Annotated in this window: 11 protein-coding genes; 2 read left to right on the top strand and 9 right to left on the bottom strand. The window is 61.5% G+C overall.

Annotated features, from left to right (window positions below):
- Positions 1-27: 27 nt before the first annotated feature.
- From Q0X62_RS15095 to Q0X62_RS15055, 9 genes are all read right to left on the bottom strand, one after another.
- The gene (locus Q0X62_RS15095) at positions 28-1,080 is read right to left on the bottom strand and encodes a GGDEF domain-containing protein (RefSeq protein ID WP_297737731.1); all 1,053 of its coding nucleotides are present in this window, start codon (positions 1,078-1,080) and stop codon (positions 28-30) included.
- A 154-nt stretch (positions 1,081-1,234) separates the two neighbouring features.
- On the bottom strand, positions 1,235-2,779 hold the full coding sequence (locus Q0X62_RS15090; RefSeq protein WP_297737729.1) for a DEAD/DEAH box helicase: 1,545 nt from the start codon (positions 2,777-2,779) through the stop codon (positions 1,235-1,237).
- A 113-nt stretch (positions 2,780-2,892) separates the two neighbouring features.
- Entirely contained in the window at positions 2,893-4,164 is a 1,272-nt protein-coding gene (locus Q0X62_RS15085; protein WP_297737726.1) for an amidohydrolase family protein, read from the bottom strand.
- A complete protein-coding gene (locus Q0X62_RS15080; RefSeq protein ID WP_297737724.1) occupies positions 4,164-5,591 on the bottom strand; it encodes an amidohydrolase in 1,428 nt (475 codons plus the stop codon). Before Q0X62_RS15080 ends, Q0X62_RS15085 begins: the two co-directional genes overlap by 1 nt.
- Before the next feature lie 124 nt (positions 5,592-5,715).
- Positions 5,716-8,331: a M14 family zinc carboxypeptidase gene (locus tag Q0X62_RS15075; protein ID WP_297737721.1), complete on the bottom strand. Its 2,616-nt coding sequence runs from the start codon at positions 8,329-8,331 to the stop codon at positions 5,716-5,718.
- 119 nt (positions 8,332-8,450) lie between these two features.
- Positions 8,451-10,469 carry a DNA topoisomerase IV subunit B gene (gene parE / locus Q0X62_RS15070; protein ID WP_297737718.1) on the bottom strand — a complete coding sequence of 673 codons (2,019 nt, stop codon included), beginning with the start codon at positions 10,467-10,469 and terminating at the stop codon, positions 8,451-8,453.
- A 169-nt stretch (positions 10,470-10,638) separates the two neighbouring features.
- Positions 10,639-13,815, bottom strand: a complete 3,177-nt coding sequence (locus Q0X62_RS15065; RefSeq protein ID WP_297737715.1) for an autotransporter outer membrane beta-barrel domain-containing protein — start codon at positions 13,813-13,815, stop codon at positions 10,639-10,641.
- Positions 13,816-13,984: 169 nt separating this feature from the next.
- Positions 13,985-15,388, bottom strand: a complete 1,404-nt coding sequence (gene glnA / locus Q0X62_RS15060; protein ID WP_297737712.1) for a type I glutamate--ammonia ligase — start codon at positions 15,386-15,388, stop codon at positions 13,985-13,987.
- A 32-nt stretch (positions 15,389-15,420) separates the two neighbouring features.
- Positions 15,421-15,759, bottom strand: a complete 339-nt coding sequence (locus Q0X62_RS15055; RefSeq protein ID WP_295692425.1) for a P-II family nitrogen regulator — start codon at positions 15,757-15,759, stop codon at positions 15,421-15,423.
- A 130-nt stretch (positions 15,760-15,889) separates the two neighbouring features.
- Here Q0X62_RS15055 and Q0X62_RS15050 point away from each other — a divergent pair, with 130 nt between their 5' ends.
- Together Q0X62_RS15050 and Q0X62_RS15045 are read left to right on the top strand one after the other, a co-directional pair.
- Entirely contained in the window at positions 15,890-17,401 is a 1,512-nt protein-coding gene (locus tag Q0X62_RS15050; RefSeq protein WP_297737709.1) for an NAD(P)H-hydrate dehydratase, read from the top strand.
- Between the two features lie 71 nt (positions 17,402-17,472).
- On the top strand, positions 17,473-19,749 hold the full coding sequence (locus Q0X62_RS15045) for an NADP-dependent malic enzyme (RefSeq protein WP_297737706.1): 2,277 nt from the start codon (positions 17,473-17,475) through the stop codon (positions 19,747-19,749).
- Positions 19,750-19,895: the final 146 nt, after the last annotated feature.

Genomic DNA, 19,895 nt, shown 5'->3' with positions numbered 1-19,895 from the left:
CCGGTTTCGCAACGAATTGAGGCGGGTTTACGCGGCGCTTCGCGCAATCGTGCGCCCATCGTCGACCGTGGTCCGATTGCGGCCTTCGGTTTTTGAGCGGTAGAGATTTGAATCCGAACGTTCGATCAGATCCTCGATCGACTCGCCTTCCTGATAGGTCGCAATGCCAAGAGACACGGTGATGTTGCCGAGGTCCTCATTCGTGGATTTGCGTAGCAACTTCTTGGATTCGACGGTCTTCCGGATTTTCTCGGCCACTTGTTCGGCGATATTCGGAGGCGTGTTCGGCATAACAATCCCGAATTCTTCTCCGCCATAGCGGGCAACCAGATGGCCCTCGCCAGCATGACGGGTGAGGCAACCGGCGACAAATCGGATGATCTGGTCACCGGTCTGGTGGCCCCATGTGTCGTTGAATCGCTTGAAGAAATCGATATCGCACAGGACCAGGCTGAGCGGTTGTTTCTTGGTTTCCGAATCACGGCGCGCGCGGCGGAGGCTCTCGTCGAAACGCTTGCGATTTGCGATGCCGGTGAGGGCATCGGTCATGGCCTCTTCGCGAACCTTTTCGAGATTTGAACGAAGCTGCGTGACTTCATTCGATGTCGCTTGAAGGCGGTCTTCCAGCGCCTGGCTTCGGCGCTGCATGCGGGCCGTCGCCGAGACGAGGCTCTCCACCAGTTTTTTCATACCGTGGGCATCGGGGCTGGCGATCAACTCATGGCTGGCGCCCTCAAGTGCCTTGCCATAGGCGGCGGTGTCGCGCTCGGCGGCTTCTAGAGTTTGCTGAACGGCGCCCAGCTCGCGACACATGGCGCCGCCGCTTTCCAGGATCGCGTCCTGGATAGCTTTCCACTGGAAATACTGTTCAAAAAGCTCGTTATTGATGGTTTCGGAGAAGGTGTCGCCGGACTCAATGTGACCTTTCAGGGTCTCGCAGAGTTCCGGATTGGTGTCGCTCGCGAAACAAACCCAGACCGCATAGTTTTCGGGGGTCGGCGCGATGCCGAACTGATCCATGAGGTCCAGCGCCTTGAGCGCGAACTCACGTCCTTCATTTCCAAGCAGTCGACCGTTCACCAGAAAACCCTTCCCTGCCGAAGCGAATGCCTTCGCTGTTCGGATTAGGGACACTGTAGGCATCAAAGGGAAAGAAGTGGTAAAAATCGCTCATACCGTATGAGTTGTTGTTACACTTCGTGCAGCCATCCCTTGCCGTGCGGTCTGGCCTGGCTCAACGGTCGGCGTTCATGAAGCTGGGCACATGGTCGCCAAAACCGACCACGGACCGGTCATTATCCTGGCCGCGATCCCGCTTGGAACCGGGATTCCGGCCGCCACGGCGCGACGATTCAGAATGGGAATCCCGCGTTTTCGGTTCCGGTTTCGCGGCGGCAGGCGCTTTGGGTCGAGCCTGTCGAGCCGGCTCTTTCTGTTTCTCCTCAACCGCGTCGACAGCCTTTTGTGCCGCTGATGCGGTGCTGCCCGAGGATTCATCTGCGGTTTCTTCGGAGCGACGTGGCTTGCGCGAGCGCGAGCGAGAGCTCGATGAGTCGTTTCTGGATGCCGATGCGCTGCCATCCGTCTTCGACGCAGACCGGCGCGACCGGCCACCAGAGGCGCCGGCATCGGCCATCGCCTCACCCATTCCGTCGAGAACGAGTTCGGGAATCTCGGTCTGTATCAGCTTGAGGACGGCCGCCAGCGATTTTTCGTCACCGGGCACGAAGATCGTGATCGACTCGCCGGATTTTCCTGCACGGCCGGTACGGCCGATGCGGTGGACATAATCATCAGCATGGTGCGGCATGTCGTAATTGAAGACATGGCTGACATCGGGAATATCGAGGCCGCGTGCGGCGACATCGCTGGCGACCAGGAAACGCAATTCACCGGACTTGAAGCTGGCCAGGGTTGCGGTTCGGGCCGACTGGTCCAGGTCACCGTGGATCGGAGCGGCGGAAAACCCGTGGCGCTGCAGCGAGCGGGCGACGATGTCGACGTCGCGCTTGCGATTCGAGAAAATGATGCCATTCTTCACACCATCACGGGACATGGCCACGCGCAAGGCTGCGCGCTTGGCCTTGGCCGAATTGTCGTCCAGCTTGATCATGAACTGGCTGATATTGATGGACGCGGTTGCCGGACGGGAGACTTCCACACGTTCCGGATCGCGTAGGAAGCGGTCCACCAGGCTCTGGATTTCCTTCGGCATGGTGGCCGAGAAAAAGAGGGTCTGACGACGCGGCGGCGGCGGAACCAGCGAGAAGATCTTTTCCAGATCCGGAATGAAGCCCATGTCCAGCATGCGGTCGGCTTCGTCGACGACAAGCATCTGAACGCCGGTCATCAGCAGCTTTCCGCGACCAAAGTGATCAAGCAAACGGCCGGGTGTGGCGATCAGTACATCCGCGCCCTTGTTGAGAATTTCCTCTTGCGGGCCAAAGGCGACGCCGCCGATCAGCAGCGCCATGGAGAGCTTTTGGCCTTCCGAATAGGTCTCGAAATTCTCGGCGCACTGGGCGGCGAGTTCGCGGGTCGGCGCGATGATGAGCGAGCGTGGCATGCGGGCCTTGGCGCGGCCACGTGACAAGCGCTCGATAAGGGGCAGGGTGAAGGACGCAGTCTTCCCGGTCCCGGTTTGGGCAATGCCAAGCACGTCTCTCCCGGCAAGCGCGGGGGGAATGGCGCCGGCCTGGATCGGGGTCGGTTCGCTATAGCCAGCCTTTTGGATGGCTTCGAGTAGTTTTGGGCTCAAACCCAGATCTGCGAACGTCATGGCGTCCTTTTGTTTGACCTTAAAACGGTACGGCCGCGCCGTAGTGGCGCGGCCGCTTGGTGAGCGCAAAATACGGGGGCGCCGCTGCGAGTCAACGCAACAAGGCTGATCCCCTAACGCCGATAGGCGAATGGCGTCTCGTCCGTGATATTGATGTAACGGTTGAGAAGGCGCGTTTGCCGCGAATCCATCTCTGTTATCTCGCCATCAATGAGGACCGCTGTCGGCGAACTCATCACCTCAAGCGGATCGCCATCCCAGACCACGACATCACCGGCATAGCCGGTTGCCAGGGCGCCATAGCGATCGCCCATCCCGTAGATTTCCGCCGGGGTGAGGGTGATTGACCGGAAGGCCTGGTCCCAGGCAACGCCATTGGCCACCGCATTGCCGGCATGCTGGGTGATCAGGCGGGCATTGTAATACCCGTCTGAAGTCAGCGTGGTATAGGCCACGGTGACACCGGCTGCATGCAGGCGCTGGGCGCCATCCAGCGTGGCCGCAATCTCGTCGAAGGAGGCCGGGAGATTGCGCAGCGGGTCCAGCAGGACCGGAATGCCAGCCGCGGCCAGCTCGTCAGCGACAAGCCAGGCCTCGGCGCCACCCTCGATCATGATCTGGACTGGCGCATTTTCCGCCTGAAAGCGGATCGCCCGGCGCAGATCGGCAGCTCGATCGATATTCAGCACCAAGGGAACCCGTCCCCGCACCACAGGCAGGAGCGCCTGGGCGTCGAAACGGTTCAGTGCATCGCCTTCATGATCCGCCGAGAAACGTCCCGGATAGCCGCGCGCATCGTTGAAGGCAGCATCCAGATAGGCCCAGGCGGCCGGACGGGAGCCGCCTGCCGTGGAGGCGCCCGACTGGCTCAGGTCAGCATAGACAAAGCTGCCGCTCTCGAACACGGAGTTGGCACTGCCGCTTGTATTCACCAGACCGCCTTGGCCGGCGAAGATATTGTGGCCGGTCGAGGGATAGATGGCGGCTCGGGTGACGCCGCCCATCCGCGTCGACGCGATATGCGTGCCAGCGGGATTGTAGCCGTCGGTAACATCCAGTGCGACGGAGTAGGGCGAGTCATTCGCGCCCGCATCTGTCGTGGAGCCTTCGAGGGCGACCTCGATCAGGCCGATCTGTGTAAAGGGCGCGAACAGGCCCGGCGTGATCCAGCCGCCATCGGCGTCGATCACTTCGGTGCCGTCGGGGATGGTCACATCGGTGCCGACCGCAACAATGCTGCCGTCACGAACCAGGACGGTACCATCGGCGATAACGCCCTGATCGGTATTGGTGACCACACGGCCGTTCGTGACCGCATAAGTCTGGGCGAGGCTGGGCGCCGTGCTGGCGAGAGCCAGGGCGAGCGCAGGAAGGATCGCTTTCATCATTGTTCTCCCTCACCCGGCTGACCGAGCATGAAGTCTCGGACCGGTTGCTGGTCTTCATCACGCCGGTCAAAACTCAGCGCGCCGTCGATCCAGACCTGATCGGCCCGTGTATAGGTGGAATAGGGATTGCCAGACCACAGCACGACGTCGGCGCGAAGGCCGGCTTGCAGGCTGCCGGTCTGATCCGCGATACCCAGCGCCTGCGCCGGGTTCGAGGACAGCCAGGCCCAGGCTTCGCCGTCGGAAATTTCGAGGCCGGCACGGCGACCATCACCGAGCGCCTTGGCGACTTCCTGATTGAGGCGCTGGATACCCATATCGCTGTCCGAATGGATCATCGCGCAGGCCCCGTTTGCATGGGTCAGGGCGAGGTTCTCGCGGATGGCGTCATAGGCTTCCATCTTGAATCCGCCCCAATCGGCCCAGACCGCGGCGCAAGCGCCGTTCTCGGCGAGAAGGTCAGGGATTTTGTAGGCTTCGACCGCATGATGGAAGGTCGTGACCTGGTAACCAAATTCCTCGGACAGATCCATGACCTGCGCCATTTGGTCAGCCCGGTAGCAATGCATCTGGATCAGGATTTCGCCGTCCAGGACACCCATCAGGGTTTCCAGCTCAAGATCGCGGGTCGGCGCCGTGGCATCCTCGCCATTTTCGGCGGCTTCCCAATACTCATGCCAGCTGTCGCGGTAGTCGGAGGCCCGGATCCAGGCAGCGCGATATCCGGCCATATTGCCCATGTCGGTGGCCGGGGATTGGCCCCGATTGCCATAAACGCGTGACGGGTTTTCACCACAGGCCATTTTCAGCGTGTAGGGCGCGTCCGGGAATTTCATTTCCTGGACCGTGCGGGCTGAAACATTGCGCAAGGTGACACCGCGTCCGCCAAAGAGATTGGCGGAGCCGGGCAGAATGTGAAGCGTGGTCACACCGCCGGCGAGGGCGGCTTCGAAGCCGGGGTCCTGCGGCCAGACGCTGTGCTCTACCCAGACTTCGGCCGTGACCGGCTGGGTGGCTTCATTGCCATCGCTGTGCGCGCTGACGCTGGGAGACGGATAGGCACCGAGGTGGGAGTGAATATCGACCACGCCTGGCGTCACATAGCGCCCGGTGGCATCGATCACGGTGGCGCCTTCGGGCGCTTCCAGACCGGTGCCGACCGCGCTGATACGGCCATTCTCGATCAGCACATCGCCATTTTCAATCTCGCCGCCAATTCCGTCGAGCACCGTTCCGCCGCGAATGAGCGTGGTACCGCTCTCCCGGGCCGCATAGGTGGACGGAAACGGATCGAGACTGTGCCGGACAACATCCGTGTCCGACGAGGCAGAACCGGAACCATCGGAGTCGGTGCCGGAACTGCACGCCGCCAGACTCAAAACGGCGGTCGCCGCCAGAGCTGGCATCCATGCCTTGCGTGTCATTGTCTATTCCCCACTTGGCGTTCGGCACGAGAGGTCCGAACGAGATTGTGCAATTGAACGCTGTCGCGCTCGCGGCGTCAAACGCGGAACTGACAGCTGCGATGCTCGCGCCGGCTTAACGCCATTAGTGATGGTTCTCGTCATCGTAATCGCCATAGGGGCGATCGATCAGCGAGCCAAAGAAGATCGCATTCATGAAGGCCCGCTCGGTGCCCCGGAAAGTGGCGCGGAACATCGGATTGTCCGCGAACATTACGACGCTGCCGCGACCCAGGCGCTGGGCGATCAGGGCCGGCGTGCCGCTGATCTCGTCCTGGCGCATTTGCGAGGCATAGCCCGACATCAGCGGCTCATCGGTATACTGCGCCACCACGGCGAAAGGATTGTCCTCCGGCCGCTGCAAGGTAAGCGTCGTGTTGCGGTGAACCGGAAGCAGGCGGTCGCCATAGCCGAACCCGATCGGGTGGGAGGGGTCCAGATCGGTCTGGAAGATCGCCCCGCCAATCACATGCTCGGCATCATCAACCCCGATGTCCGCATAATTGCGGCGATCCGGCGTCTCACTGTCGGCAGCCTCGTCGGCCTCGTCTTCGGACTCCATGTCGAAGAAGGTCGCCTGCGCCATGACCGAGGCCTGGCGCATGGTGACGAGGACGCCGCCATCCTCGCGGATCCACTGCTCGACCCGCTCCGCGCTGCGAGCGGGCAGGCTGGTATTGCCGCCACCGACAATCACCATGTGGGTGTAGCGCGACCAGTCGAGGCCACTGAGATCATTTTTGCGACGCAGGGTGACCGGGATCTGCATGCGATGATCAAGCTGATGCCAGACTTCGCCGGCATCATAGCTTGTCAGCCCATCATCAAAGAGCACGAGGACTTCGGGACGGCGGACCGCACGGAAGCCATTGCCGTCGCCCAGGTCGGGTGATCCGGCCGCCGTCGAACCGGATGTCACGGCATGGACGGCAACACCGTCTTCCCCGGCGATCGATGCGACCATTTGATGAATGGCCTCGCGATCGGACTCCTGTCCGACCAGGGGCACGAAGACCGCGCCCGGTCCAAACTCGGTGGCACCCATGTGCGTGGCAATGGTGGCCGGCTCGGTCGCGACGCGAACGCGGATATCCGCATCCAGGAGCCGGTAGAGGGCGCGCGGTGCATAATAGTCTGACCAGCGAAGGACATAGCCATAGCTCGACCGCGGCGGAGCCGGCTGGGCCAGTTCCGCCGGGCCTGTTTCCGCGCCGAGCAGATCGGTCGACCAGTCGCGGCCAAGGGCGGTGTAGTCGAGGTCGTAGGCCAGAGGCAGGGTCCAGCCGGAGACGTCGTAGAAGATGTTTTCGTCGAACGCGGTGGGCTGGTCGAACATGGACCGGATCATTGTGTATTGCGGCTGGGCCAGCTCGACGACGAAGCTCTCGCCGGCGCGATAGGTGCGGCCATTGCTGCGCACATCGCGGGCCAGTCGATTGACCCGGATATCGTGTCTATTCAGGAGATCGACAAACATGTTGGCGCGGGCCGGGTCACCCTCCGCGGTAAAGACAAAGCCGCGATCTCGATCGCGTCCGGCCTCGTTGGCGGAGGTGGCGAAGAACTCACGCTGATAAGCCGCGATCTCGTCATGGCCGGCAATGCCGCCTTCAATCGTGGTCAGTGAGGTGCGGAAATGGGTGCGCACATTATCGCCATGGCTGACCAGGCCGCGTTCGGCCTCGATCAGGCCGCCGCGCGCGGCGCCGATCTCGAAGAGGATGCCGAGCGAGCCATTGACCTGGGGATAGGTCGAGCCCTTGCCGACATAGAAATTATCGAAGCCTTCCTCGGAGGTATAAAGACGGGCCTCGCTGTCGAGAAAGTCGATATGGTGCTGGGCAATCCCCAGGGTGAGGTCACGCGCCCGCTCGGGGATAAGCGGGTTGCGGCGCAGCGGTTCACCGGGGTGGAAATAGAAGGTGCTTTCCGTGCCCATCTCGTGGAAGTCGGCGGACACTTGCGGCTTCCACGCATGCCACTGCTCCAGCCAAGCTTGTGATTCCGGCTGTGTCTGCAGCAGCCATTGGCGGTTGAGGTCGAACCAGTAGTGATTGGTCCGCGCTGCGGTCCATAAATTGTGCTGTTCGTGATCCGGGTCGGTGACGGGGACGTCGCCGCCGAAGGTCTCCACATGATTGACCCGGCGCGAATGGCCATCGGGATTGAAGATGGCGGTGATCAGGATGACGCTGTCATCCAGCGTCGCTTCGATCTCCGGGCCCTGGGCGGCGGCAAGGTGGTAGAGTGTTGGTATGGACGCGTCCATACCGGCGGATTCGGCGCCATGAACCCCGTAATTCAGCCACAGTATGGCCGGACCGTCGCTGGCTGGCGCGCCCGGTTCGAGCGAGGCCAGATGTCGGGTTCGAATATCGTCGATGCGGGCATGGTTTTCCGGCGAGGTGACGACGAAAAAGAGAATCGGTCGATGTTCATGTGTATAGCCGATGGTCTCGACCGAGATGCGATCAGACCCGTTGGCGACTTCGGAGAGATAGGCCACGAGCTGGTCGTGCCGCACCGGACGGTCGCCAACGCCCCAACCGATTACATCCTCAGGAGCGGGGACGGACAGATCATAATTGACGCCCTCGACCTGGAAGAATTCGATCGGCTCGGCCATGGCCATGCCGCCGAGGCTGCCTGCCACAAGGCTGGCGCTCAGCAGGGCATTCTTGAGTGCGCGTGTACAGATCATCGGCTTCCCCTCGTGATTCTGGTTCTTGCTTGCGCGAGAGGCTAGCGCGGTGGGCGCACTTGTCCACTCACCGGGCAGTGCCCTGATGCAACCGACACACCGCAGTGCGCCCTCAAAGGCTAGAGATCGAGGTCTTCGGTGACGAAGCTGGCATTGTCCTGGATGAACTTGAAACGCGCTTCCGGCTTCTTGCCCATCAGGGTTTCGACCAGGGCTTCCAGGCTCGGCAGGTCATCCTCATTGATCACGACGCGGGCGAGCGTTCGCACCGCCGGATCCATGGTCGTCTGCTTGAGCTGGCTTGGTGTCATTTCACCGAGACCCTTGAACCGGCCCACGTCGATCTTGCTGTTGGCCTTGAATTCGTCACGGATCAATTGTTCGCGATGGGCGTCATCGCGGGCATAGAGCGTGCGCGTGCCCTGGGTCAGGCGATAAAGTGGCGGCTGGGCCAGGAAGAGCCGTCCCGAATGAATGAGTTCGGGCATGGAGCGATAGAAGAACGTGATCAGAAGCGCGGCAATATGGGCCCCGTCGACATCGGCGTCGGTCATGATCACGACGCGCTCATAGCGCAATTCTTCCAGCTTGAACTTGCTGCCCGTCTGGCAACCCAGCGCGAGCAGGAGATCACTGATTTCCTGATTGGCCGAAATCTTGTCCGCGGTTGCCGAGGCGACATTCAGGATTTTGCCGCGCAGCGGAAGGATGGCCTGGGTCTGGCGTGACCGGGCCTGCTTGGCCGAGCCGCCAGCCGAGTCACCCTCAACCAAGAAGAGTTCGGTCCCGTCGGCATCGGCGCGTGAACAGTCGGCCAGCTTGCCCGGCAGGCGCAGGCGGCGCGAGGCCGTCTGGCGCTTGACGTTCTTTTCCTTGCGCCGGCGCATGCGGTCATCGGCGCGTTCGATCGCGAACTCGACCAGTTTGGCCGCTTCCTTCGGCGAGCCAGCGAGCCAGTGATCGAACTGGTCGCGCACCGCGGTTTCCACCAGCTTGGTCGCTTCAGGTGTCGCCAGTCGTTCCTTGGTTTGGCCCTGGAATTCCGGATCGCCGATGAAGACCGAAACCAGCGCGCCCGCACCGCCCAAGACGTCTTCAGCCGTGATCTGAGCGGCCTTTTTGGCGTGGGTGTGTTCGGCATAGGCGCGCAGTCCCTTGGAGAGGGCGGCCCGGAGGCCTTGCTCATGCGTACCGCCCTGCGGGGTCGGGACCGTGTTGCAATAGGATTGGCAAAAACCGTCCGCATCGCCGCCATAACCATTGCCGGACCAGGTGATGGCCCACTCCACGCCGCCAGCCCCATCCTCGCGCTCGACCCGCCCGGTGAAGGCTTCAGCCGTGATGAGGGCGCGCTTGTCAGCCATCTCGACCATCCGGTCAGCCAGGCCGCCCGGGAAGCAGAGAATGTCCTCTGCCGGTATATCCGAGCCTTCGACCAGGCTTTGTGGGCAGCGCCACTGGATCTTCACGCCGCGGCGCAGGAAGGCCTTCGAGCGAGCCATGGCATAAATGCGGGCCGGTTTGACCGACATTTTGTCGCCGAAAATCTGGCGATCGGGCAAAAAGCGGATCTTGGTGCCGCGGCGATTGGCGACGGAGCCGGCATTGACCAGCTTGCCTTGTGGCAGGCCGCGGGAATAGGACTGCGTCCACAACGTCTTTTCGCGCGCAACCTCGACATCGAGGACTTCCGAAAGTGCGTTCACGACGGAAATGCCGACGCCATGCAGGCCGCCGGACGTCTTGTAGGCGCTGTCAGAAAACTTGCCGCCGGCATGCAGGACCGTCAGAACGACTTCCAGAGCCGATTTGTCGGGATATTTGGGGTGCGGATCGACCGGGATGCCCCGTCCATTATCGGTGACGGTGATGTAGCCGTCCTCGTCGAGAGCGACCTCGATCCGGTCGGCCCAGCCGGCCACTGCCTCGTCCATGGAATTGTCGAGGATTTCGGCAAAGAGGTGATGATAGGCACGTTCATCCGTCCCGCCGATATACATGCCCGGGCGACGGCGCACGGCCTCAAGTCCTTCGAGGACCTCGATATGGGCCGCTGAATAACCCGGGGCCGGAGCCTTGGACGGGGTCGGCGCCGGGGCGCCGCCAAACAGGTCGGAATCGGAGTTCTGGTTCGACATCTGTCCACTTTGCACGAGTCGGCGATCAGAAGGGAAATTCTACGCAGCGAATCGAGCGCGGATAGCCTGTGTGTGCAGCCGTCGACAGCCGTTTTCAGGATGTTCCACATAAAAAAACGGCCCGACTGCGAGGCAGCCGGGCCGGTTTGTTCAATTCTGCGAGGATGGATCAGAAGACCATCCGCATGACCAGGCGAGCGGTGTGGCGAATGAAGTCCTCGCGCACATCGGCGTCATAGTCGAAGGAGAAGGTGGAATATCCGGATCCGGCGGCGATACCGAAGCCGAAGATTGCGCCCGTGCCCGGCATGGACTGGGAGCGCAGCGTGAAAGTGTCGTCGAAATCAGAGAAGCTTGCCGTCGTCTCGGCATCGGAATCGCCGAACTCGTTGCGGAAGCCAACCCGAACTGTCGGCGCCCACCAGGAATTGTCATTCTCGAAGCGGGCACCCAGCGTCATCAGGCCCGTGCCGGAGAAGCTGGTTGTTTCACGATCGCCGACTGACAGGTCAACGCCAATTCCGCCGCCGGTTTCAGTATATCCGCTCTCGCTCAGACGGAGATAATCCACCGAGAAGGCGGGGCGGAAATACCAGTTGTCAGTGAAGGCGATGTCACGACCGATGCGGGCCGAGGCTGACGTATGCCAACCGGTCCATTCCGCGCTTGGAGCGGCATCAAACTCGCCAATCAGGACACGGCGATTATGCTCGAAGCTGTCATATCCGACCGCTGCGTAGACATCGAGGTCGAACATGTCAGTACGCGCGCCCGCATAGGCGCCGACTTGAGCGGTCAATGCGCTCATCGGATCATCGACACCGTCGACTTCCGAGACTTCGCTGGCTGCGCCGACGAAATTCAGACCCGCGGCATAGAAGGGGCCGATCGGACGATCGAAACCAACCGCGACGCCAATCCCGTGACCGCGATAACCCGGACCGAAAGCGGTGCCAGCACGATCGGCGAAGTAACCGAATTCCTGAATCCACAACCCACCAGTCTCGTCCGGGCTGCGACGCACAGCTTCCAGGCGGTTGGCGAGGGCGCCCACCGAGCTGTCATTGGCGGCGAGCGCAAACTGGATTGCGCTAGCGGCGTATTCCGGTAGCAACTGGTCGTAAGCGGCGAAGAACTCGTCCTGCGTCAGCAGGGAGGCGATCGCCTGGCCCAGTGCTTCATTGCCCTGCCATCCTTCCAGCGCTGCGGCATAGGCCGCGCCCTGATTGGCATTCATGCCCAACTCCTCGGCCGTGCGGCGGCGCAGTGTCAGAATGAGTGCGTTGGCATCATTGGGATCGAATTCCAAGCTGGATTCGTACAGCCAAGGGGCCTCGGTGTTTTGCAGGATGTCGAGGCTTTCCTCGATGACGAGATTGTTCGCGGACACCACGACATAGGTAGCGCCATCGCCAATCAGGTTGGCCAGTGTTGCAGCCACACGCGAGCCGGACTGGAAAGTAATGTCGCCGGAAGCGGTCAGGCTGGCCGCCGTACTCGTTTGATCATCAATCTGGAAGCGGATAACCGAACCGTCACCGAAGCGGGCGGTCGTGATATCAGCATTGGTGCTGGCGCCCAGGCTCAGCCCGGCATTGTCGACCTCGATGGAGAGATTGCCGTCGGAATCGCTGAGGGCGCCGGTCACGGTGCCACCGGAAATGATCAGCTCGTCCGCGCCATCGCCAAAGCTGAGATCGCCTGAGACGGCGCCTGTCTCGACTTGCAGCCTGTCATCGCCGGCGCCGAAGCGTATTTCGCCTATGATTTGTTCAACAAATTCATCTTCGGCATCCGCTGCGCGGTATTGGCGTACGGTCGTGCCGACTGTGTTGGAGGAGAGGTCTATGGCAACCAAATCATCCACCTGCGGATCACTGCCTGGCAGGGTATTGAGGTGGTAGGCTGCGATCTCCCCGGTATTCTCGATCATGGTCAGCGAGTTCGAGGCGTCGGTCAGCGCGGTCGCGCCGCCGCCGTTCAGCGAGGTCGCGTCAATGATGCCCGAGTTGACCAGGGTGGGAACATTTGCGCCGGTATCCAGATACACGCCCCGGGCATGGGCGCCGTCGCCATTGGTCCGGATCAGGATGTTTCCGGCATTGGCAAAGGTTGGAACAATCGCGCCATTGCCCATCAGGACACCGGTGGATTGTCCGGCCCAGGCCGAACCGCCGATGTCGCCTTCATTGAGGAAGCCGCCCGTCAGGCTGACCGTATGGCCATCTGTGCCATTGACCAGCAGTGAAACGGTGTCGACTCCGTCCAGATTGCCGGCGGACTGGATATTGCCGCGATTGACGAGTGCGTAGCCGATAAGCTCGGCCTCGACGCTTTCATCGACATCGGCCGTGTCCGGATCGTCCGGAATGGCTTCCAGGACGACTTCGCCGAGCACAATGTCGCCGGAGGTCGCATTGGCGAGGATGTGAGCGGCCGGCGCGGAGCCGCGAACAGAGATATTGGCGGAGGGCGTACTCGGCCGATCTGCGGAGAAGCCGCTGAAGAAAATACCGCCGCCAACATTACCATTGACCAGGACTGGAGACGCGCTGTCGGCACGGTCTTCCGGCTCCAACGCGTTGCGCGTGTCTTCACCGGGTCGACCCAGAAAGCGGTAAGCGGTTGCATTGACGGTGCCGCCAATGCTCAACGCGCCATCAATGTCGCTGGCGATCAGGATGCCGCCGCTGTCTTCCCCGTTGGCTTCGTAGCGCCCGTTCAAGGTGACATCGCCCGTGACATCGCCGCGAAGCTCGACACCGAAGCTATTATCGCCGATGACGCGGATCAGGCCCGCCGTACTGATATTGCCGTCCAGACCTGTCAGCAAGCGCAGGCCGGCCGAGTCATTTCCGATCACTGTCATCGTGCTGCCGGCAGACGCCACGATGTCGCCGGTGAAGACGGCAGCCCCGTCGACAAGAATGGCCACCCGGTTCGATCCGATGGCGATTGGGCCGTCCACGCGGCCATCAGCGGGATCATCGGTATCGGCCGCGCGCGTTTCTGCGACAACCTGAATGGTCCCGGCATGCGTAATATCGCCGGTATTGCCGCCGATCGCATGGATGCCGACGCCGCCATCATCATCGCCTTCGATAACGATGGAGCCGCTATTGGTGACATTGTTGTCGCTGTCGATTGTGATCGCCGTCTCGTTTGGAACGAGGGTGACCCGACCGCCGGTCGAGATGACAATATTGTCGGCAACCCCGCCATCGCCCGCCGTGGAAGTGGCGACAGGCGTGGTGATTTCGTCGGTGATTTCGCGATCTGCGAAAGCGGCAGGAGCTGTAACGGTCAGCGTGGCAAGGGCGCTGGCGAACAAGAAACGGCGACGCATACGAACTCCTGACAGGACTTCCCCAAAAGGGGCTGGTCGAATGAGGAATGATTTGTAGCGAAAGCCCGCGCGCTCGTCGACCGTATCGGGTGCGCTGGATGCAAAAGAAAGCGGCCGGACGCATGTCCGGCCGCTGATTTCGCCGAGATTTCGGTCTGAACTGATTGAATTAGCAGGAATAATACATGTCGAACTCGACGGGGTGAGGGTGCATTTCGAAGCGCAGAACCTCTTCCATCTTGAGATCGATATAGGCGTCGATCTGGTCGTCATCCATGACGCCGCCCTTCTTGAGGAAGTCGCGATCGCCGTCGAGCGATTCCAGGGCCTCACGGAGTGAGCGGCAGACGGTCGGGATGTCCTTGAGCTCTTCCGCCGGCAGATCGTAGAGGTCCTTATCCATCGGATCGCCCGGGTCGATGCGGTTCTCGATGCCGTCGAGACCGGCCATCAGGAGTGAGGCGAAAGTCAGATAGGGATTGCCGGCCGGATCCGGGAAGCGCGTTTCCAGGCGCTTGGCGTTCGGCGAGCTGACCCACGGAATCCGGATCGATGCGGACCGGTTGCGAGCCGAATAGGCCAGCAGGACGGGGGCTTCGAAGCCTGGAACCAGACGCTTGTAGGAGTTGGTCGAGGCATTGGCGAAGGCGTTGATCGTCCGCGCGTGCTTGATGATGCCGCCGATATAGTGAAGGCAGGTCTCCGACAGGTCGGCATAGCGATCGCCGGCGAACATCGGCTTGCCGTCTTTCCAGATCGACTGGTGGACGTGCATGCCGGTGCCATTATCATTCCAGACCGGCTTCGGCATAAAGGTGGCGGTCTTGCCATAGGCATGAGCGACCATGTGCACGGTATATTTGTACAGCTGCATGCGGTCGGCCATCGTCGTCAGTGATGAGAACTTCATGCCCAGCTCGTGCTGAGCCGGCGCCACTTCGTGGTGATGCTTTTCAGGGTTCAGGCCGAGCTCTTCGAGAACGGTGAGCATTTCGGTCCGCATGTCCTGGCCGCTATCGATCGGATTGACCGGAAAATAGCCACCTTTCGGGCCCGGGCGATGACCCATATTGCCGCCCTCGAATTTCGAGCCGGTATTATGGGGCATTTCCTCGCTATCGAGCTTGTAGCCCGTATCCTGCTGGCTGGTCGAATAGCGAACATCGTCGAAGACGAAAAATTCTGCTTCCGGACCGAAATAGGCGGTATCGCCAACACCGGAGGCCTTCAGGAAGGCTTCGGCCTTCTTGGCCGTGGTGCGGGGGTCGCGATTATAGGCTTCGCCCGTGCCCGGCTCGAGAATGTCGGCCAGAATGATCGCGGTCGGTTGTTGGTAAAACGGGTCGACCTCGCAATAGGAGGCGTCCGGCTTGAGCACCATGTCGGACTCGTTGATCGCCTTCCAGCCGGCAATCGAAGAGCCGTCGAACATGATGCCATCCTCGAAGAAGTCCTCATTGACTTCCGAGCGGTCGAAGGTGACGTGCTGCAGCTTGCCGCGCGGGTCGGTAAAGCGCAGATCGACATAATTGATGTCTTCGTCTTTGAGCTTTTTGAGAATTGCGTCTGACATGGGCCAGGCTCCGGATTGCTGGTCGAGTTGGATTAGAGGGCATCCCGGCCGGTCTCGCCGGTCCGGATGCGAATGACACTTTCGATCGGGCTGACGAAAATCTTGCCATCACCGATCCGGCCGGTCTGGGCCGCGGTCTGGATGGCTTCGACAGCGGCGTCCACACGGTCGGCGGGAAGCACCAGTTCGATCTTGATCTTGGGCAGGAAGTCGACGACGTATTCGGCGCCGCGATAGAGTTCGGTATGCCCTTTTTGCCGACCAAACCCCTTGGCTTCGATGACCGTCAGGCCTTGCACACCGATTTCCTGCAGGGCCTCCTTCACGTCATCAAGCTTGAAGGGTTTTATGATGGCTTCGATTTTCTTCATCACGGACTCCATGATCTCAAGTCGACGCTAGACACGGGCTGCGGGGTGACAAGACAGAAATGGGACTCGCTCGCAGCCGCCAGACTATATGCCTAATAAACGGGCAGGGCTGCCTCACAATGGTGCGTCAATGTTGAATGATATCCTCGCCACCGACGACTGCGCCCGATGCGACCGTTTTGCGGCTGAAAACGGCGTGAGCTCTCAGAGCCTTATGAACAAGGCCGGGGTAGCCGTCAGTGCAGCGATCCGGGCCCGCTGGGCGCCGCGTCCAACGCTGATCCTGGCCGGGCCCGGCAATAATGGCGGGGACGGCCTGATTGCGGCGGCGTCATTACGAGCGGCTGGTTGGCCTGTCCGTGTTGTTTTGTTCGCCGATCCAGACCTCCTGACCGGCGATGCCGCATGGGCGCTGGGTGTCTGGGGTGACGAGACCGAGCGCGCTGCGGAGGCTGTTTATTCGGGCGAGAGACTGGTTGTTGACGCGCTCTTCGGGGCCGGGTTGTCACGACCAATTGCCGGTGAGCCGGAGCGTTGGATCGAGCAGCTGAGGGCCGAATCGGTCACGGTTGTGGCTATCGACCTGCCCAGCGGCGTGCCAGGCGACGCCGGCGCCATCACCGGGGCAGCGTTCAGGTCGGCGCTGACCGTGACCTTTCATGCCCGCAAGCCGGCTCACATCATCGAGCCATTTGCTGAAATGTGTGGTGAAATCGTCTGTGCGGATATCGGAGTCCCTGAAGGCTGGCAGCATGTGGTCGCGCCGATCGCGCGTGAGAATGCTCCTCCTGACTGGCCGGAGGTCCGCCTTTCTGACGGGACAGCGCACAAGCATCAACGCGGCCGCGTCGCGGTTTTTTCCGGCGGCGCCCGTGCGACTGGCGCTGCCCGCCTGGCGGCCCGGGCCGCCTTGCGCTCCGGTGCTGGCCTGGTCACGGTCTGTTCACCACCGTCAGCGTCCCTGGTCAACGCCTCCCACCTGACAACTGAGATGCTGGCCCGCTGGACGGGCGGTAGCGACACGGCGCGCCTCCTCGCGGATTTGAGAGCCCAAGCTGCTGTGCTTGGCCCCGGCATGGGGGTGGGGGAGGCAACCCACGATGCGGTCTTGTCGGCGCTCTCGGCCGGCATGCCATTGGTGTTGGACGCCGACGCCTTGACCAGTTTTGCAGAGTGTCCTGATACCCTGTTCCAGGCCCTGCATGCGGCTTGTGTACTTACCCCGCACCAGGGAGAGTTTGATCGGGTATTCGGCTCTGGCCGGGACAGAACCAACAAACTCGACCGAACCATCGAAGCCGCCGAGACCGCGGGTTGCACAGTCCTTTTGAAAGGGCCGGCAACGGTAATCGCATCGCCAGGTATGACACCGCGGATCAATCGTCATGCAAGTCCGTGGCTCGCGACCGCGGGCAGCGGGGACGTGTTGACCGGAATCATCGCTTCAGGCCTCGCATCCGGCATGGCGCCAGATGACGCGGCAGCTGGTGCTGCTTGGCTGCACGGTGACGCCGGTCGGCAGCTCGGAGCAGGCCTGATTGCCGAAGACCTGCCGGAAGTCCTGCCCGAGGTCCTGCAGGCATTGGGCCGGCGCCGGCGTCGAGAAGCGGCGCTTGGTCATCTGCTCACGCATGGAAGCTAAGCGTTTGCGGGGCTTGGCACTTGTCGCGCAGCGGTGCAGGGTCGCTCCACGTCCTTCCCCTGGGGTGAAATATGGCTGAATCGACCTATCGCGCGGACAATCAACTCGACGCTGACGCGCTTGTTTTTCATATGAAACCAACGCCCGGAAAGCTGTCCGTGGCTGCGACCAAGCCCATGGCGACGCAGCGCGACCTCGCGCTGGCCTACAGTCCGGGTGTGGCCGCACCCGTGCGCGCGATCGCAGAGAATCCGGAGTCGGTTTACGACTATACCTCGAAGGGGAATATGGTCGCCGTCGTGTCGAACGGGACTGCCATTTTAGGCCTTGGCAATCTCGGCCCGGCGGCTTCAAAGCCGGTGATGGAAGGCAAGGCGGTGCTTTTCAAGCGCTTTGCCGACATCGACGCTGTCGATATCGAGGTCGACTATACCGACCCGGACAAGTTCATCGAATGTGTGCGCGGTTTCGGCGACACATTCGGCGGCATCAATCTGGAAGACATCAAATCCCCGGAATGTTTCGAGATCGAAACGCGCTTGCGAGACGAGCTCAACATTCCGGTTTTCCACGATGACCAACACGGTACGGCGATTATTGCTGCTGCCGGCCTGATCAATGCCTGCGACCTGACCGGCCGCAAAATGGAAGACCTGAAAGTCGTCCTTTGCGGTGCCGGTGCGGCCGGCCTCACCGTCCTCGAATTAATCGAGTCGATGGGCGTGAAGTCGGAAAACACGATCGTTGTGGACATTGACGGTGTGGTCTATGAGGGGCGTCCGGGCGGTCATGACCGTCTGAACAAGCACGCGATCAAGACGGATAAGCGCACCCTCGCGGATGCGGCGAAGGGCGCGGATGTCCTGCTCGGTCTGTCGGCAGCGGGTGTCTTTACCAAGGAAATCGTTGCGTCCCTGGCGCCAAATCCGATCATCTTCGCCATGGCCAATCCGACGCCGGAGATTACGCCGGAAGAGGTCAAGTCGGTCCGTGATGATGTTATCATGGCGACCGGTCGGTCTGATTATCCCAATCAGGTCAACAATGTTCTCGGATTTCCCTATATCTTCCGTGGTGCGCTCGATGTGCGGGCTCGGACCATCAATGAAGAGATGAAGATCGCGGCGGCGCGCGCCCTGGCCGCCTTGGCGCGCGAAGATGTGCCTGATGAAGTCGCTCAGGCCTACAAGGTTGATCGCCTGCAGTATGGGCCTGATTACATCATCCCGACGCCATTCGATCCGAGGCTTATCTCCTGGGTGCCGCCTTTCGTGGCGCAGGCAGCGATTGATAGCGGCGTGGCGCGCCGGCCGCTCGAGGACGCGGATGCCTACAAACAAGTCCTGGCACGCCGCCTCGATCCGACAGCCGCCGTCCAGCAGCGCATCTCTGCCTCCATCCGTGCAGAACAAAAGACCATCGTGTTTGCCGAGGGGGAAGAGCCGGCCGTCATCCGCGCGGCGCACGCATTCCAGACCCAGGGCCTGGGCAAGGCTGTTCTGGTCGCGCGCGAGGACGTCGTCGCTGCCAATATGAAAGAATTAGGCATTCCGGCCGGCTCACTTGAAGTCTGCAATGCGCGTCTGTCCGAGTATAATGCCGACTATTCCGACTATCTTTATGAGCGCCTTCAGCGGCGGGGCTATCTGCGCCGGGATGTCCAGCGGCGCGTGAACAATGACCGGAATGTTTTCTCTGCCTGCATGCTGAAAATGGGCCATGCCGACGGTATGGTCACCGGCGTGACGCGGCACTCCAACGTGGTCATGAATGAGGTCGAGCTTGTGCTGGACCCGATTGAGGGCAGCCGGCCAGTCGGAGTGACCATCGCGGTGACGCGCGGGCGCAGCCTGGTCATTGGCGACACATCGGTCACGGAATTTCCGGATGCGCAGGCGCTGGCCGAAATTGCTGTGGTCACTGCCAATGCCGCTCGCCGGTTCGGCATCACCCCGCATCTGGCCTTCCTGTCCTATTCCAGTTTCGGCAATCCGCCAGGTGAGCGGACCGCCAAGATCCAGCAGGCCGTCGAAATTCTCGATGCCGAGGGCGCAGATTTCGAGTATGAGGGCGAGCTTGCAGCCGATGTCGCGCTCGACCCGGACCACCACACACTCTACCCGTTCTCGCGGCTGACCCAGCCGGCCAATGTCTTGATCATGCCGGCGATCCACTCGGCGTCCATTGCCGTGCGCCTGCTCAAGGCGGCGGGCGGGGCGACAGTGATTGGTCCGATGCTGGTTGGTCTTGAAAAGCCGGTCCAGATCGCGCGTCTGGGAGCGAATGTAACCGATATCGTCAATCTCGCGGGTATTGCCGCCTATGACCTGAACAAGGTCCCCGGCTGATTTGCGCGCGGGCGTTCCGGCTGAACCGATCACCGGCATTCACAGTGAATTGACGGTCCGGCGGTGCAGACAGGAGGCGGACGACCTATCTATGCTCGTCTGTGAGTGAAGAGGGGACGCGTATGGCGGGACGGGCAGCACACGAT

The sequence above is a fragment of the uncultured Maricaulis sp. genome, from assembly GCF_947259345.1.
GTDB lineage: Bacteria > Pseudomonadota > Alphaproteobacteria > Caulobacterales > Maricaulaceae > Maricaulis.
Note: the sequence above shows the minus strand (reverse complement) of the source record. Positions and strands in the feature narration are given on the sequence as shown.

Excerpts from the sequence above, each read along its gene's own strand:
- Q0X62_RS15090 (WP_297737729.1), bottom strand. The coding sequence starts at position 2,779 with ATGACGTTCGCAGATCTGGGTTTGAGCCCAAAACTACTCGAAGCCATC.
- Q0X62_RS15085 (WP_297737726.1), bottom strand. The coding sequence starts at position 4,164 with ATGAAAGCGATCCTTCCTGCGCTCGCCCTGGCTCTCGCCAGCACGGCG.
- Q0X62_RS15080 (WP_297737724.1), bottom strand. The coding sequence starts at position 5,591 with ATGACACGCAAGGCATGGATGCCAGCTCTGGCGGCGACCGCCGTTTTG.
- Q0X62_RS15075 (WP_297737721.1), bottom strand. The coding sequence starts at position 8,331 with ATGATCTGTACACGCGCACTCAAGAATGCCCTGCTGAGCGCCAGCCTT.
- parE (WP_297737718.1), bottom strand. The coding sequence starts at position 10,469 with ATGTCGAACCAGAACTCCGATTCCGACCTGTTTGGCGGCGCCCCGGCG.
- Q0X62_RS15065 (WP_297737715.1), bottom strand. The coding sequence starts at position 13,815 with ATGCGTCGCCGTTTCTTGTTCGCCAGCGCCCTTGCCACGCTGACCGTT.
- glnA (WP_297737712.1), bottom strand. The coding sequence starts at position 15,388 with ATGTCAGACGCAATTCTCAAAAAGCTCAAAGACGAAGACATCAATTAT.
- Q0X62_RS15055 (WP_295692425.1), bottom strand. The coding sequence starts at position 15,759 with ATGAAGAAAATCGAAGCCATCATAAAACCCTTCAAGCTTGATGACGTG.
- Q0X62_RS15050 (WP_297737709.1), top strand. The coding sequence starts at position 15,890 with ATGTTGAATGATATCCTCGCCACCGACGACTGCGCCCGATGCGACCGT.
- Q0X62_RS15045 (WP_297737706.1), top strand. The coding sequence starts at position 17,473 with ATGGCTGAATCGACCTATCGCGCGGACAATCAACTCGACGCTGACGCG.